Here is a 16629-nt window from a genome sequence, read left to right on the forward strand (position 1 = left end):
CAATTTGTATATCTTTTGTGCAATTCTACGTTCTTACTAAAGAAGGCAATTATAGGCGAATTCCCAGTCCGAGGTTCATCATCCAGTATTTCCCGCCTGTGGTGAGGACGCCGGCGGAAAAGGCAAACCTTCGTAACCGGAGCATGACACCCGCTTCGGCAGTGAGTCCTTGGGATGAATAATCGCTGTTGCGCAGGTAAGTTCCTTCGTCCGTTTGCCAGACAACCGTGCGCGCTCCATAGCCGATGCCTTCGTAAAGGCAGAAGTTACCGACGATGCGATGTATCCCTCCTGCGGTGAGGGCGTAGTATGACTTTTCGCTTCTTCCGCTGTAGTAGGGTGGCAGTGCGTTGCCGGGTAGTAGTCCGTTTTTGTCACATTCTTGTCCGTTGGTACCGGGGGTGGTGCGGAAGTCACTCAATGCATGCAGGTATATTCCATGCCGCCGCATCCATGCAAGACGTATACCACCTACCGCTTCTTGGCGATGAAGTCCGATGCTCGGCATAATCAACCAGGCGGCTTTCTCTTTCGGTCGTCGGGGACGTCGCCATGCGGGTACGGGAAGTTGTTGCATGGTCAGTTCGTATGTGTGCGGATAACTGACGGCGGTGTTCTCCATCGGGGGGACTCTTCTCCGGGGCATGGCGACAGGAGCGCTCAGCACCAGTTCGTAGGTCAGGCGCGACTCTAAGGGAGAAGGGAAGCGATAATCACGGAGCACACCCCATTGCGGGTGCTTGATGGTAATTTGTGTAGTACCGCGCGGGACGTATATCCACGTCTCTCCGACATCATTTTTTCTTTTCACTATTCCCAGGGGAGTGGAGAAGGCGAAATCACGGCTGCCTACTATTTTGATGAGTGCACAGGCTTCATCGTTCAAGTCTTTCACAGGCTGAATATAAGCACTGATGTCATTGGGCAGTTGCCGGAAACTTTGTACGGAAAACTGTTGTGCGTGCATAGCTGAAAAGATAAGGAGCATGACGGTTGTCAACATGTACCTTCTCATGTTCAACAGTTTTCTTCCTGTGTCGGGAGTTAATATAGAAACGTTCATTGCAGATTGAAATTACGTATGTTGAAAATTTCGTCTTCCGGCAGTGGCGTCCGGTCATCCAGCATTCGGGGTTGCCACGTGCGTACATGAATCAGTGGAGTGGCTTCATCTCTGAAATCCCACAGCAGGAACAGGTAGCCGTCGTCTGAATAGAGGTCGGAACTGTATTTCTGACGTAGCGTGACTCCGTACAATCCCTCTTGTGTGGGGTGTCGCATTATTTTAAAGTCACTGAACAGCAGATTGATTTCCTTGTTCTGTTTGAACAAAACTTTCAGGCGTTCCAGATAAGTACGTTTGCTCTTGATATTATATTCCACTTGGTGTTGCGGCAGGTATTTCCCGTCTGTCCGGGGAGTACTGCGGATGACTTTGCCGACGATAATCAGTGCTTCTTCGCTGAACAGTTGCGTCAGGAAGTCGATATCCTTGGTGGTGTACGATGTGCGCAGATGTTCCACATAGTTGAGTATCACCTGTCTGTTTTCCGCATCCGTTTCGGCTAGTTTGCCGGATAGTATTTTCCTTGCTTCGGCATAGAACGGATTCTGTTTTCCTATGTTTTTCCATTCATCACTGCTGATGATACAGGTGGTGTGTGGTTTTCCTGCGGATGGAACGTTGCCTGGGGAGCTCTTTTCCGATGACGAAGCCATGGTTGATGACGAAGCGGAAACTGTTCCCGTCTTTTCCGGTCTGTTCGCAGAATTGTTTTCTTCATTTTCTGTCTTTGTGTTTTTTCGGACAAAGACTTGTGGAACAAGTTGCAATGCGGAAGGATCTTCAGCGATACAGTGGTATGTCCGGTTGTCGGCAGGCTTTCCTTGTCGGTTCATCCATCGGCATTGAGTTCCGGAACGGACGATGGCAAGTCCGGAAGGATAGAAGGTCGATATCCGTTCGTAGCTCTTTTTTGCTTCTCCTAAACTGTTCCCTTCGAAGTCGGCGAGCTGCCATTCATTGCCGGTGCGCAAGCACACACGGTCGTTGCCAACGATGAATCCTTCTTCGTATGTGGGAGCAATTAGTAATTTCCCTTCGCGGTCGATGAGCCCTGCGCCGTGGTCGGTATGGATAATGGCAGCATTGTGGCGGAAGCGGAAGGCTTCACGGATGCTGTCCGGGAGGAAGAGCCCTTCCTTTCCTGTGGTGCTCAGATAGCAACATTGCCCGCTTTGGCAGTTATTGTATTTTATCAGTCCGCATGCCGGTTGTGAGTCGAGTAGGGCAGGCGTATCTTGAATTTGAATGCGTACGTTTCCGGACAGGTCGATCAGTTGGTAGCTGGTCTCACCCTTATCATTCGTGTTGCCTGTCAGTGCCAAGCCTTCGTGGAAGTCATACGCTTGGTCATATATAGGCGGAATGAGGATGTTCCCTTGGGTGTCCATATAGCCATACTTCCCTTTTCGGGTGCAGAACAAAGCTCTGCCTTCGGCAAAGTTATGTGCTAATATGATGTCGTAATGCAGGCTTATTCCGATATTGTTGATACTTTGTCCTTTCCGGTCGATAACGAGGATAGGAGAGTCCGGAAACTCTTGTGCCAGTGTGACATCTTCAAAAAAATGTCCGACTTGAGCAAATCGTCTTGCACTGGTGGGGTGTGTCGGATGTTTTAATTCGTAGAGTTGATAAAATCCTTTTTCGTCCGGCAGACTGAACATTCCATTGACCACAGCTGACGGTTGGCGAGTGAAGCTTCCGGAAGGGATTTCAATCTTTCCGCTGGTGGAGATAAGTCCCCAGTTGTCTCCTTCGTTTTCCTGAAAAGGCAGTGCGTTGATTTCTATACTGTCCTGTTTGCATCCGGTATATAACACAGCAAACAGGCTTGAGAGAAAGATAGAAGTGACAATATACTTCAGTTTGTCGTTCATTGATAGTTAACTTTTAAAACCCCCGTTGCAAATATACGCATATTACAAGGAAATTCACCATAGATTACACAGATTTCCACAGATTAATCTATATATTACATGATTGGAGCGGAAAGCCAATAATAACTAAATACTTCTCCTTCTAAAAAGGAGAAGTATTTCCAACCTATAGAGAATTATTTAATCTGTGAAAATCCGTGTAATCTGTGGTGAAACTAAAATTATGATTCTTCTGTTGTTTCCCAATTCTCAATTTCACCGCCAATTTCAATCTTCACTTGTTCAGGGTTTTTCGTGATGGTCAGTGAAACAATATGATGTATTCCCGGCTTAAATACGAAAGCACTTTCCATCAGGTACGACACGCCTCTCATCACTACCTCCACCAGTGGGCGGCGGTTGGTGATTCGTTGTGGAACGACGATAGCCGTGTATCTGTTGTTTCCTGCCGCCTTTGCCTTCAGAGTTGCTTCCGTGCCATAGAGTGTTTTGGTGGCTATCCCTACAGAAAGGTCGATGGTAGCATCGGGCACAGTGTTGTGGATAAACACTTCGGCATCCTGCGGCAGTTCGTCGCCTTCGTAGTCTTCGCCTTTGATGAGCCGTACGGTAAGTTTGCTCATGCAATGCTTGAATTTCAGTGCCACGGCATCATTGCCGGCAGTCTGTTTCTTTGCCGATGCCCACAGGAAGTCGCTGGCTTCATATCCTCCCACTGCGTCAGCTGTGCCTGTTGCGTTTGGGTCGGTTGCGTTGGGATCGGTTGTACTGCTTTGGTCGGTTGCCACGCTGAACTCCATTTCATCTGTCGACAGGACAGGAGAGGAGTAGGGGTAGTAAGCGTATACGTCATAACTGCCGTCGTTCCAGTAAATAGGGCGGGCGGGAGTCCACGCCGTTCCGTTGTAGGTCAGTGAAGCATTGTTCACGTAGTTGCCACCCACTTGCAGAGGTTCATTTTCTCCGCAGACAAACAGACCGATGCGGTCGTTTGTCTCGAAGTCTGTTTCCGTGGCGCGGCTGGCAGGAGTAGCCTGTTGCTGCGAAGGATGCGCAATCCGGAACTGCATCACGTCGTTCCGTTCCGTCTCCTTACTGCCTGCCGTTTCGTCCTGTCCACAGCTTACCATCGCCATGCTGGAGAGCAGGCAGATGCAAGCCGTATAGATGGTATGAATCGTTGGTTTCATATTCTTTTTTTTCTTCTTCCTTTTTGATTTCTATTCAGAGTGTATAGTCTCCTTCCGACTATTTCAGCGGGCTACCTTTATGAATCCGTGGCGGATATTGATGTGTATGTACGCGACTTCCTGCATACGGGGCATCCATAGCGCGTGTGATGGCTCCCGCATCTTTCTTGTCTTTTTGTACAAACTCTTCGAATGAATAGGTCTCGCCAGCGTATTGTTTGATACGTTTCACGATAGACTCGCGGCAGATGGTGCTGTAGTAGGGGATATTATTGTTCATGCAGCTGGTCTGTTCCGAACGGAATACCCCACGGCTGTGCATGAATCCGCCTTCGTAGATGTCCACCCGGTCGCTGTAGCGTTCGTCAAATATCAGGTGGCTCCAAGGTACTTCGTGCATTTTGCCCGTCAGTGAGAGATTGTCGTACCAGCCATTGGCCTTGGCACCGTTGAATTCGGAGACGTGTTTACAACACATACAACCACAGAAGGTAATGAACGAATTATGATAGATGTATTCGTCACCGAACTTGCCGAAACCATGTCCGCCGGCTTCATGCTGGATAATGCCGCGTGCGTCATACGGATAGGCATCGCTGCTTACTGGGCAGAAGGCGATGGCGGAACCATCGCTCCACATGTTGCAGATACCGCCATAGTCGGTCGTGTTCGGAGTCATGACAATCAGCGTCTGATTCAGGTTTGCCCGGGTCACAGACGGAATCCGCAAGGCATAGTTGAACACTGCATCATAGTCGCACTGCAATCCTACGCCACCTGTGAATGTGGTTTCGAACTTGGTATAGCGAATAGTGTTGACTGTGCCGATGCCGCTTTCCAATGAGACGGGAATGGCGGTGTGCACATTGAAATAGTTGCGATAGGTGCTGTAAGGCTCGATGGCAAAGAAACGCTCCACCTGTTCCTCGATAGTTCTCAAGTAGTTGCCTTCGGCAATATCCTTGGCATTGTAACCGTCGCCCAAGAACACAAGGCTGATGCCGCCATTGTTTCCCTGGGTTGCCTTTTGCAAGGTCACAATTTCGTCTTCACCATATTGGTAATCATACTGATTAACTGTGCATTTCGTGGTGTAATACTTATCTTTCAGTTTAAAAACAATCTCACCTGTACGTCCTTCGGTCGTACCCTTAGGCATTTCATCGATAGTCAGTGTCAACTCCGTCTTCTTCGAACCGTTCGTTTGTGACAGGCTACACCAGTCGGGCATACTTGTCACTTCCCAATCGCTTTCCGCATTCAATATCAGATTACGCGTACAGCGGGTATTGAGGGCGTTGGCAATGGCAGGACGGCAGATTAGTTCGTGATGGGCACCGATACGTTTGAATTCGTTCCAGCCCGGTGCTGTTTGGTAGTCGGCAACAGCGGATTCGGGAACTTCAACGGTGAAGTTGTCCTTGGCTACTCCGTCAAAGGCGTTGGCAAACAGGTGCGGTGGAAGGGTGCCTTGGCATACGATGGAACTGATGCCGGAACAGTTACTGAATGCGCTGTTGCCGATATTCTCTATACTTTTTGAGAAAATGAGACCTTCCAATGAAGAACAATATCTGAATGCGCTTGTTCCGATGGATATGACGTTGGCGGGTATTTCCAAAATCCCTGAGATGCGTGAATTGTTTTCGAATGCACCATCGCCAATTACTTCTAATTTAGAAGGAAGTTTGAGCTCTCCCGAAAAGTTACAGCCCCGAAACGCATCATTATTTATAACTATCAAGTCTTTAGGCAAAATTAACTCGCCTTTAAATGCACATAAACAGAATGCAGATTCTTCAATTGTGGTTATTCCATTGTGCAAATTCAGTGTGCCATTAAGTCCCGAACAAAAATAAAAAGCTTCTTCTTTTATTTCAGTAATGTTTTGCGGTATAGATATGGAACCTGAAAAGGAAGAACATTGAGAAAAAGCCGCTCTACCTAAATATGATAACTTATCAGGTAAATGGAGTTCTCCATATAATTTTGAACATTGATAAAAGGCTCCATCTCCTATATATTTTAATTTGGATGGTAATGAAAGTTCACAAGTAAAAGAACATGACCTGAATGCACTTTGAGCTATTCTTTCTAAAGTAGAAGGTAAATGTAGAAAACCAGTTAGAGATTTGCAATATCCAAAAGCTGAAGTACCAATTTCTTTGACTCCTTCGGGGATATATAAAGACCCTGTTAAATTGCAACCAAAAAATGCACCATCTTTTATTTCTATTAATTTGTCAGGTAAAACTAAATGCATTAAAGTTTTTTTTTCACTCATTGCACTGGCAGGCAACATGTCTTCTTTATTCCCGTCATAAGTCTTAGTACTCCCCTTTATCTTCACTTCCTTCAAATTCAGCGACTGCAACTTGCTCATCTCATCCCTCATGAAATAGAAATCTTCCGCATTAATCTCCCCCGTAATCTTCAAATTCTGCAATTGCGTATAATCCTTATTCGCCGCCGTGATACACTCCTTCAATGTCCCCGCCTCTTCCACATGAATCACGATATACTCTTTGGCGGTAGCTTCATGCGAAGCCATATCATTCTCCCATGCCGTAATAGACTCATCAATGAGTTTAAACTCATACTGTCCGCTTGCTTCCTTCTTATTCACCTGAATAGTGAAATTGTGCATCTTCCCGGCTATGTACGTAAATGCCTCTTCCTTCTTAAACGTATAAGGCATTCCATCTACCGTAATACTGAAAAGCACTTTTCCTGCTTCCACAGTCTGTGGCACCACAATGGCGCGGAATTCATTGTCTTTGCGGAATGGGATAGTTCCTGTTTTAGCAACTTCGCCCGTAGCGGCGACATTACCCGTGGCGAGGTCAATCACCGAACTACGCTTGGTGTTCAGAACCTGTACTTGTTTCTCCAGTTCCGTCCAAGCGCCTTCGGCGAATCCCTCGCCCTCTTTCAAGGTAATGCGGGCATTACTCATCTTATGCCGCAATGGCAGTCGGATTATTCTATCCGTAGGTGCTACGTCCGCTGCCTTTCCCCAAAGGAAGTCACTTGCTTCGTAACTTCCCATTTCATCCCCATTATTTCTCGTTTGATCTTTCTGTACTTCAAATGCATATGCGTTTACATCCGCCGGCGAGGCATATGGATAATAGCCGTAGATGTCGACATGGGTGTGGTCGTCCTTCCAATAGATATCGTAGGCGGAATTCCATTTATAGGCGGCCTCGTCGAAAGTATGAGGAACGTTCGTTCCCCGATTGCCGCTGGTTGCCAATGTTCCCGGTGTGTTGCCATTATAGTCTACAACATATACCCCCATAATGTCACCATCACAGAAACCATTGTCATTGACACGGGTCACTGCCACCTGGTCTATTTCCCCCGACAGGGATATGATGCGCGAGTCCTGTCCCTGCGAAACGCCTTCCAACGCCTCGTTGTCGTTACACGACGTGAACATCAGTGCCGAAGCGACACCGAATGCCATATAATAATGCCATCGCCTTCTCATATGCATATACTTTTTATGTGATTGATTGCTTATTCGGCTACGCCGCCATTGTCGATATCATCGTCTTCCCAAGCGCCGATTCCCACATTGATGCCGTTGCTGGTCTTGCTCACAGTCACGGAGAAAGTATGCCTTTTTCCTCCGACAAAAGTAAATTCCTTCTTGAGGTTGAAGTCTCTGCCATCAATATTGACTGTAATAAAATTACTGCCCGAGGCTGTTTGAGGGACAATCAGTGCCTTATACGAGCGGTTGTTCCCGTTCTCGAGCGGAAGAATTGTTTTGGCTGTTCCCGTTGCCGTAGCTATACCGTTGGTGAGGTTGATGGTTGCTCCGGTCTTTATTCCGTTCATTTTTACGCTTATTGCCGATTGTGCCAAGGTTTCGTCTGTGAATCCGTTGCCTGCCTTGACATTGATAACTGCGCAACTGAACATGTGCTTGGTCGTTATGTTGACTGCTTCCGCTGTAGGTGCCACTCCCGAAGTCTTGCCGTAGAGGAATTCACTGGCTTTGTAGGCTGTTTCGGTAGACTGGTCTTCTTTCACGGAGAAGGCATAAGATGTGACATCGGCAGGCGTCCCATACGGGAAATAACAGTAGAAATCCGCTTTTGTGCTTTCATCTTTCCAATAGATTTCGTTGTCCGGTGTCCATGTTCCGTTATAAGTGAATCGCATGTTGTTCACATGATTGCCGTTGTTCTGCAATGTTCCCGGTGTTGTGCCGTTGTAGTTCACCACATACAGTCCGATTTTGTCCTGGCTTTCATAGCCCCAATCGGTGACGCGGGTGCCGACATTTGCCTTTTCGTTGGCGCTTGTTGTGCTTGCCACACAATTCAATGTAATGGGAATCTGCTTCGCGGATGGTATTTCGGGTATCTTCGTCTGTTCCTCTTCACCTGATGAACAGGCACTCAGCAGTGCTAAAAGACAACTTGCCCCTAATAAATGTAATTTCATAATGATTAGTTTTTTAATATTTATTGCAAAAGTAAGCCGTTGTTTTATTCAAGTCAAGTTCATAATGGTTCATAAAGAATAAATTTCGTGTGCGTTCGAACTTGAAAGGAGGAGAAAAACATCCGGATGCCTTATTGATAAAACATCGCTTTCGAAGGGCCAAAGCGATGCTTTAGTGCTAAATTTCTTTTTCCTGCCAATTGCCTTTTTTCATATACCGATAGCAGAATATGAATATGAAAAGTCCATATACGCTTTCCGTCGTCCAGGCAAAAGCGACGTCCATCCGCAGGTATAGGATGAAATATGCAGAGTAAGCGATATAGATGGTCAGTACGCAAAGTTCCATAGCCAGTGCTGTGCGGGTGTTTCCCGTCCCTGATACCGACTGGAAATACACATTGGCAGGAACCAACACCAGGTAAGCGGAACACAATACCCATAGTGAAGATACGGATGCAGCTCTTAAATCCGGCATATCCGTATAGATACGCAGAATCAGATCAGGAAACAGGCAGAAGAATACCAATATCGGTATTACGAGAATATATCCGATACGGATATGCTGTCTGATAGTCCCCCGTACGCAATCCTGCTCGCCTGCACCGATAAGGTTGCTGACCAGCGAACCGCAGGTAGAGGCGAAAGCCATCGCGATCATAAACGGAATTCCCGATACATTACGGATAATATTGGCTATTGCCAGAGAGCGTTCTCCCAAGTGTTCCACAAAAAGGAAGAACATGAACCAGGTCGATAGGGAAACGAAGTTCTGAATCATCGTCCAAACGGAAATATTGAGAATCCGTTTCAACATCTGTACACGGAATTTGGGCAGGATATTCAATGCATACTTTTTGCAGTCAATACGTTTCCATGTATAGATGATGAAGAAAATCACCGAAACCATCTCGGCCAGTGAAGAACCGATGGCGGCACCGGCAATACCCAGTTGTGGGAAACCGAATTTACCGAAGATCAGGATATAATTGAATATCACATTCGCAAGTACCATCACGATAGAGTTCAGTGTCAGTGTCTTGGTCTGGGTGGTTCCTACGAAGAATGCACGGAACATAACGCCGACAAAAGAGAAGAAGAACCCGTAGACTCTCCAGTGTATATAACTTTCGGCTGCATCGTAAATGTGCGGAGAAGATATGATATTCTTCAATATATGCGGTGAGAATACAACGGATAGCGTGAATAAGATAGCTGCCACTATCAATAAGAAATAGACACCCTGATAGAAGATCGGGCCTATCTCTTTGTAATTCCCTTCTCCGTTGCGGCGGGCAATCAATATTTGTGCTCCGATGCTGAAACCGAAAGCCAGCATAAAGATAGCAAGGTAATATACACCGGCAATGGCGGATGCTCCCAGTTCAATCTCGCCGACACGCCCGAGAAAAGCGGTGTCCGTCATGCCTATCAGTTGCTCCATAATCAGACTGATCAGGATGGGATAGGCGATAGTCCATATTTGTTTATAAGTATATTTGGTCTTCATCATACTTTGTTTATTTAAAGAAAGAAAGCCGGGCGACCCAAATAGGATGTCCGGCTTTCGTAGAATATGATTTCAGGAATAATTCCTCTTATCTTTTATTCTGTCTTTGCTGCTGCAATAGCTCCTGTTGCTTTTGCATCGCTTCCAGGCGAGCAGCAAATCCGGTCTTTTTCATTTGTTTCGGGTCTTTCTTATTCGCTTCAAGAATAGCCAGCAATTTAGTTTCGTCGGTTGTTTTGCGAAGCAGAATCATAGTACCCACACTAATCAACGTCGACACGAAGTAGTAATAGTTCAAACCTGACGGATAATCGTTCAAGACAAACAAGAACATAACCGGCATCAGATACATCATCCATTTCATTGCCGCCATCTGCGGTTGTGCTCCGTTATCCTGCATAGACATCGAGTACTTCGTGTTCAAGATGTTTGTCAACGTCATCAGCAAGCAGAACAAGCTGAGGTGGTTGCCAAGGAATGGGATATGGAACGGGAATGTGATGATAGCGTCATAAGTGGAAAGGTCGTCCGCCCACAAGAAACTCTGTTGGCGCAACTCGATAGCACTCGGCACGAACATAAACAAGGCCATCAGGATAGGGAACTGCAACAACATCGGCAGACAGCCGCCCATCGGGCTTACCCCGTATTGGCTGTAAAGGCTCATCACCTCCTGCTGTTTCTTCATCGCGTCTTCCTGCTTCGGATACTTCTTGCTGATTTCGTCGATTTTCGGTTTCAATACACGCATCTTGGCAGAAGACATGTACGTTTTCCAGGTAGCCGGATAAACCACGACTTTCACCATGATAGTCAGAATCAACAGTACGATGCCCATGCTCAATCCCCAACCGGACAACCAGTCGAATACGTTGATAGTAATGAATTGGTTAATCCAGCGAATCAACGGCCAGCCCAGGTATACCAGTCTGTGAAGTTCCCATTTCTCATCGCGGCCTTTATCCAACGCTTTCAGCGTTTTGAAGTGGTTCGGACCGAAATAGAAATACATCTCTGTCGGTTCTTTACCTGTCGGATCAAAGAAAGTATTCATTTCAGCAGAATAATCTTTGATATATCCGCTTCCTTGCTGCTCCATTTTTGACTTTACGGAAACCTTGTCAAAATCCTGTTCAGCAATGAATACAGAAGAGAAGAACTGATTCTTGAAAGCCACCCAGTCAATACGTCCCGGCAAATTCTGGCTGTCATCTTTGGCGGCAGATAAGTTGTCCACATCGTCGCCTGTTACTTTATAAGTCAGTTCCGACAAACGGTTTTCGTAAGTGAATCCTTTTTCCAATTGGCGGGCACGTTGCGACCAGTCGATATCCACATATTGGGTGTTTGCCAACTTGTCTTCCATGCCTGTCGCTTTGATTTCAAAGTTCATCAGGTAGCTATCCGGTTTCAGCGTATAGATGAAATCTATATAGCTTTCGCTATCCGCAGCCAGACGCATGGTAACACTACTATCCGTCTTGTTTACAGCTTCAAAGAAATAATCCTTTGTCTGAATAGCACCTGCTTTGTTGTAGAAGTTGAAGTTCATCGAAGCATCGTCACCGTCGAACAACATAATCGGCGTCTTTTTGTCCTGTGCCATATAATCCTTCAGCATGGCTGAATAGACACGTCCGCCTTTTGTTGCGAAAGTAATTTCCGCTACATTATTCTGGATGCTGATTTTAGAATCGGTCCCATGCAAGGCATTGAAAAACAAAGACGTAGAATCGGCTGCCAATGCAACTCCCTTTTGACTGTTGGCCAGCGCAGCTTCTGTTTTCGCCTTCAGCGCTTCCTCCTCCTGCTGTACTACGGCAATAGAGTCATAGTATCTTTTTTGTGCAGCTATCTGTTCTTCGCTTGGACGGCTCAAATAGCTGAATCCTACCAATAATATGCCTATTAGAACGAGACCTGTGATGGTGTTTTTATCCATTCTTATTTTAATTACAAATTATATAAATTACAAACTACCGGTTGTTTATCACGTATCGTTAGTCGTTCACCGTTGCTTTTTCGTTTTCGATGGCAGCCTTCACGAATGCCACGAACAACGGATGAGGGTTCAGTACCGTACTGCTATATTCCGGATGGAATTGTGTACCGACAAACCATTTCAAAGCCGGGATTTCAACGATTTCTACCAGATCCGATTCCGGGTTGACACCTACACATTTCATGCCGGCAGCTTCATATTGGTCTTTATAATCATTGTTGAACTCATAGCGATGACGGTGACGTTCCTGAATGTGTTCCTGCCCATAAGCCTGATATGCTTTCGAACCTTTCTGCAATACACATTCGTAAGCGCCCAGACGCATCGTACCACCCAGATTGGTGATTGCTTTCTGCTCTTCCATGATATCAATCACGTTGTGCGGAGTCTTCTCGTCCATTTCGCGTGAGTTGGCGTCAGCGTACCCCAGTACGTTGCGTGCGAATTCAATGGCGATACATTGCATACCCAGGCAAATACCGAAAGTCGGAATGTCATGCGTACGTGTATATTTGATAGCAACAAACTTGCCGTCAATACCCCGCTGGCCGAATCCCGGACCGATCATGACGCCTGCCATACCTTTCAAAGCTTCATCTACATTTTCGTCTGTCAGTTTCTCGCTGTTTACGAAATGAACTTCCACTTTGCGGTCATTGTAAGTACCTGCCTGCGATAAAGCCTCACGGATAGATTTGTAAGCATCCTGTAAGTCATATTTTCCAACCAGTGCAATATTGATAGGTTCTTTTGTCTCTGCAGCGTGACGGCGTTCCAGGAATTTACGCCATGGGCCGAGTCCCGGAGTTTCTCCTACCGGCAGTCCCATTTTTTCAAGAATAGTGCTGTCCAGTCCTTGTGCCTGCATCAAGATGGGTACTTCGTAGATTGTTTCCGCATCGATAGACTGCACAACGGCTTTATCATCTACATTGCAGAATTGTGCCACTTTCTTGCGCAGTCCGTCGCTTAACGGATGTTCGGCACGCAATACCAGTACATCCGGCTGGATACCTACGCTCTGCAGTTCCTTTACCGAATGTTGCGTCGGTTTTGTTTTCAATTCTCCGGCAGCAGCAAGGTAAGGAACATAAGTCAGGTGTACACAAAGAGCGTTCTTACCGAGTTCCCATTTCAACTGGCGGATGCTTTCGAGGTAGGGGAGTGACTCGATGTCGCCTACCGTACCGCCGATTTCGGTGATAACAAAATCGAATTTGTATTTGTTACCCAACAGCTTCACATTCCGCTTGATCTCGTCTGTGATGTGAGGAATCACCTGGATCGTTTTACCCAGATAGTCTCCACGACGTTCCTTGTCAATGACGCTCTTGTAGATACGTCCCGTAGTAATGTTGTTCGCCTTTGTCGTTTGTATGCCCAGAAATCGTTCATAGTGTCCCAGATCGAGGTCGGCTTCGTGTCCGTCTACGGTTACATAGCACTCTCCGTGCTCGTATGGATTCAATGTTCCCGGGTCGATGTTGATATACGGGTCAAACTTCTGAATGGTTACATTATAACCTCTTGCTTGCAGCAACTTACCGATGGATGATGAAATGATTCCTTTTCCTAATGAAGAGGCAACACCACCGGTGACGAAAATATACTTTGTTTCTCCCACAGCTATAACTGTTTTAATAATTGTTTACTTAGTAGTAATCTTACGAACTTAAAAAGCGCAAAATTATAAAAAAAAGAGGAAGATTGTAGGCTTTCGTCTCTACAATTTTATTAAAAAATGCAATTTTGAAAGAATCCTATGATTTCTGAACAAAATGATGTAGCTTTGCAGCCTAAACCATAGACAAATATGATGAGAATTACTACTTTATGTTCAGCGTTTATCCTGTCAATCTTATCGTTATCGCTTTTTGCGCAGGAACCTGTCGAAGCTGTTTCACTTCCGACTGACTCTCTGCAGCCTACTCCTGAAGTGATTAAACCAGCTAAAACGGTCAAGCCTTCGGCAGTTGTGGCAAAGGCCAGAGTTGTGAATGCCGATACGCTTTCGGCAGAGCTTCAGAAATATTTAATGTTAAAACTTAATCTGTCAGGTCCGACACCGAAATTGGATACTGTTTCCTATTTATATAATAGGTATGTTGCACAATTGGATTATTTGAATGATTTGTCTGTGCCGCCACGTTATATTCCGTCCGACCCCGATTATTTTCGTCTGTTTACACCTTTGGCATATTATTATGCTCCGATGGCTCAATACTCGAAGTTGGAATGGAAGCCCATGCAATTGGATACCACTCCCCAACTGACGCAAGAACTTTTGCCATACGATACTCTGGCATTTACCAAAACACAACGTGCTGAGAAGATAGTCAACAGCGCATTGATGGATCTTTATTTGACGCATCCGGAATTAGTTGTCACAACGGAGGATCGTATCATGAGTCGTGATGTGTTCCGCCACGATGTGAAGCCGAAAATATCTCCCAAAGCGAATGTCCTTCATCTGTTCCAACCGGAAAATATGGACGATAATGTAGGGGAGGCGAATATGAAGATTAGCAAGCCTAACTGGTGGGTGACCGGAGGTAACGGATCGTTGCAGATTAGTCAGAACCACCTTTCGGACAACTGGTATAAGGGAGGTGAAAGTAACTTCTCCGGATTAGCGACTTTTCAGGTTTTTGCCAACTATAATGATAATGAAAAAGTACTGTTCGAGAATCAACTGGAAGCTAAAGTGGGCATGACTTCCACGCCGTCAGATGAATTTCATAAATATCTTTTTAATACCGACCAACTTCGTTTGTACAATAAATTAGGTTTGAGGGCTTTCAAGAATTGGTACTATACCATTTCTTCCGAGTTTAAGACACAGTTCTTCAACGGTTATAAAGCTAATAGCGAAGAGCTGGTTTCGTCTTTCATGTCTCCGGCAGATTTGGCGGTCAGTATCGGTATGGATTATAAATTGAGTAAGAAGAAATTTAATCTTTCCGTGTTTATGGCGCCGTTGACTTACAACTTGCGTTATATTGGCAATTCTGAAGTAGACGAAACGAAGTTTGGCTTAGAAAAAGGAAAATGTTCTAAAAACGATTTCGGTTCGCAGTTGCAATCGACATTCAACTGGACGATAATCTCCGCTATAACCTTGGAGTCCCGTTTCAATTATCTGACCAACTACCATTGGGCGCGTGTGGAATGGGAAAATACCTTCAATTTTGTATTAAACCGTTATCTTTCCACCAAGCTTTATGTGCATACCCGTTTTGATGACAGCTCCAAACCGACTGAGGGCGACAGTTTCTTTCAGTTGAAAGAATTGCTTAGTTTCGGTATCAATTATAAATGGTAGATGGAATCCGGATAAACTCTAAAAAATAATAGTAAGAGGCTGTTTAATAATAAAAAGTTATTCAGTCTCTTTTTTTATTCCCATATTTGTTATATCACTAATTGTTTAATTCAGAATGTAACTTAACGTGAATCCGATATAATGTTAGAATTTTGACCGTATATTTAGCTTTTTGAGTAAAAAGAAAGTGCTTTTTCTTGTTTGCTATTTATAATTTTGCCTATATTTGCAACCGAATTCATTCCGTTATTTGTAAGTGACGGAGAAATGAAGGCTAAATTGCATGATCATTAACGAAAATGACGATCAAAAAAGTCTGCCAATAAATGTGATTGGCAGCGGCGTAGCACGCTCAAAACGTTGGTTGGTGGCAATTGTGCGCATCTGTCACGAGAAAAAAACGAGTGAGCGTCTCACAAAAATGGGGATTGAGAACTTCCTTCCGATTCAACAGGAAGTGCATCAATGGAGCGATCGCCGTAAAATTGTCGATCGGGTATTAATTCCGATGATGATTTTCGTTCACGTTGATTCACATGAACAAAAAGAAGTCCTGACCTTATCTTCAATCAGCCGTTACATGGTACTACGTGGGGAGAGTACTCCGGCTGTTATTCCCGACCAGCAAATGTTGCGATTCAAATTTATGCTTGACTATTCGGATGAGGCGATTAGTATGAATACATCACCATTGGCGCCGGGAGAAAAGATACGGGTAATCAAAGGACCATTGGCAGGACTGGAAGGGGAACTGGTAAATGTGAATGGGAAATCAAAGGTTGCTGTCCGATTGACAATGTTAGGGTGTGCATGTGTGGATATACCGGTTGGATGTGTGGAACCGGTGGGGTATGGGAATTCTACTACAAGAATGTAATGAAAGTTTGCGAAATATAGCAGACTGTCTATCAGACATCGGTGATGAAAAATCATATACATATGCCGGTGACCTCTCGAATAAATAAAAATCCATGAAAGTATTGATAAATTGTATCTTTTGAAAGATGCAGTGTAGAAGTGTGCGTAACTGTCAGAAGGTATAATTATCGATCAAATCAGTCAATTTGAAATATAATTTATTCGTTTATACTATAATGGAAAAAACATTAAGGGGTATAGCTCAATATGCTCGTAAGAACTATTTGAGTTATTGGATTATTTTGGGTATTGATACGGTGGTATCTGTCTTATGTTCATTGGTCGC

At 45.1% G+C, this 16629-nt stretch carries 10 protein-coding genes; 2 read left to right on the forward strand and 8 right to left on the reverse strand.

The genetic code is table 11. The annotated features are described in order from the left end of the window. Window positions 1-49 precede the first annotated feature (49 nt). From NSB03_RS13460 to pyrG, 8 genes are all read right to left on the reverse strand, one after another. Window positions 50-1015 (reverse strand): hypothetical protein, encoded by a 966-nt coding sequence (locus NSB03_RS13460; RefSeq protein WP_128824370.1) that lies wholly within the window; start codon window positions 1013-1015, stop codon window positions 50-52. 44 nt (window positions 1016-1059) lie between these two features. Beyond that, window positions 1060-2943 (reverse strand): WG repeat-containing protein, encoded by a 1884-nt coding sequence (locus NSB03_RS13465; RefSeq protein WP_217938214.1) that lies wholly within the window; start codon window positions 2941-2943, stop codon window positions 1060-1062. Window positions 2944-3164: 221 nt separating this feature from the next. After that, on the reverse strand, window positions 3165-4133 hold the full coding sequence (locus NSB03_RS13470) for a fimbrillin family protein (RefSeq protein ID WP_217938215.1): 969 nt from the start codon (window positions 4131-4133) through the stop codon (window positions 3165-3167). 58 nt (window positions 4134-4191) lie between these two features. Then, a complete protein-coding gene (locus tag NSB03_RS13475; protein ID WP_257466435.1) occupies window positions 4192-7626 on the reverse strand; it encodes a leucine-rich repeat protein in 3435 nt (1144 codons plus the stop codon). 29 nt (window positions 7627-7655) lie between these two features. Then, window positions 7656-8591, reverse strand: coding sequence for a fimbrillin family protein (locus NSB03_RS13480; protein WP_024987654.1), 936 nt, complete (start codon window positions 8589-8591; stop codon window positions 7656-7658). A 178-nt stretch (window positions 8592-8769) separates the two neighbouring features. Next, complete coding sequence (bexA, locus tag NSB03_RS13485; RefSeq protein WP_024987655.1) at window positions 8770-10101, reverse strand: multidrug efflux MATE transporter BexA; 1332 nt, start codon at window positions 10099-10101, stop codon at window positions 8770-8772. 88 nt (window positions 10102-10189) lie between these two features. Then, window positions 10190-12043, reverse strand: a complete 1854-nt coding sequence (gene yidC, locus NSB03_RS13490; RefSeq protein WP_024987656.1) for a membrane protein insertase YidC — start codon at window positions 12041-12043, stop codon at window positions 10190-10192. Window positions 12044-12101: 58 nt separating this feature from the next. After that, window positions 12102-13727, reverse strand: coding sequence for a CTP synthase (pyrG, locus tag NSB03_RS13495; protein ID WP_024987657.1), 1626 nt, complete (start codon window positions 13725-13727; stop codon window positions 12102-12104). Window positions 13728-13916: 189 nt separating this feature from the next. Between pyrG and NSB03_RS13500 the strand changes: the two genes are divergently transcribed. Both NSB03_RS13500 and NSB03_RS13505 read left to right on the forward strand, forming a co-directional pair. Beyond that, entirely contained in the window at window positions 13917-15425 is a 1509-nt protein-coding gene (locus NSB03_RS13500) for a DUF3078 domain-containing protein (protein ID WP_024987658.1), read from the forward strand. A 283-nt stretch (window positions 15426-15708) separates the two neighbouring features. Next, entirely contained in the window at window positions 15709-16302 is a 594-nt protein-coding gene (locus tag NSB03_RS13505) for a UpxY family transcription antiterminator (RefSeq protein WP_024987659.1), read from the forward strand. The last annotated feature ends 327 nt before the right edge of the window (window positions 16303-16629 follow it).

It is taken from the genome of Bacteroides acidifaciens (assembly GCF_024623065.1).
In the GTDB taxonomy this organism is placed as follows: Bacteria; Bacteroidota; Bacteroidia; order Bacteroidales; family Bacteroidaceae; genus Bacteroides; species Bacteroides acidifaciens.

Excerpts from the sequence above, each read along its gene's own strand:
- NSB03_RS13460 (WP_128824370.1), bottom strand. The coding sequence starts at position 1,015 with ATGAGAAGGTACATGTTGACAACCGTCATGCTCCTTATCTTTTCAGCT.
- NSB03_RS13465 (WP_217938214.1), bottom strand. The coding sequence starts at position 2,943 with ATGAACGACAAACTGAAGTATATTGTCACTTCTATCTTTCTCTCAAGC.
- NSB03_RS13470 (WP_217938215.1), bottom strand. The coding sequence starts at position 4,133 with ATGAAACCAACGATTCATACCATCTATACGGCTTGCATCTGCCTGCTC.
- NSB03_RS13475 (WP_257466435.1), bottom strand. The coding sequence starts at position 7,626 with ATGAGAAGGCGATGGCATTATTATATGGCATTCGGTGTCGCTTCGGCA.
- NSB03_RS13480 (WP_024987654.1), bottom strand. The coding sequence starts at position 8,591 with ATGAAATTACATTTATTAGGGGCAAGTTGTCTTTTAGCACTGCTGAGT.
- bexA (WP_024987655.1), bottom strand. The coding sequence starts at position 10,101 with ATGAAGACCAAATATACTTATAAACAAATATGGACTATCGCCTATCCC.
- yidC (WP_024987656.1), bottom strand. The coding sequence starts at position 12,043 with ATGGATAAAAACACCATCACAGGTCTCGTTCTAATAGGCATATTATTG.
- NSB03_RS13500 (WP_024987658.1), top strand. The coding sequence starts at position 13,917 with ATGATGAGAATTACTACTTTATGTTCAGCGTTTATCCTGTCAATCTTA.
- NSB03_RS13505 (WP_024987659.1), top strand. The coding sequence starts at position 15,709 with ATGATCATTAACGAAAATGACGATCAAAAAAGTCTGCCAATAAATGTG.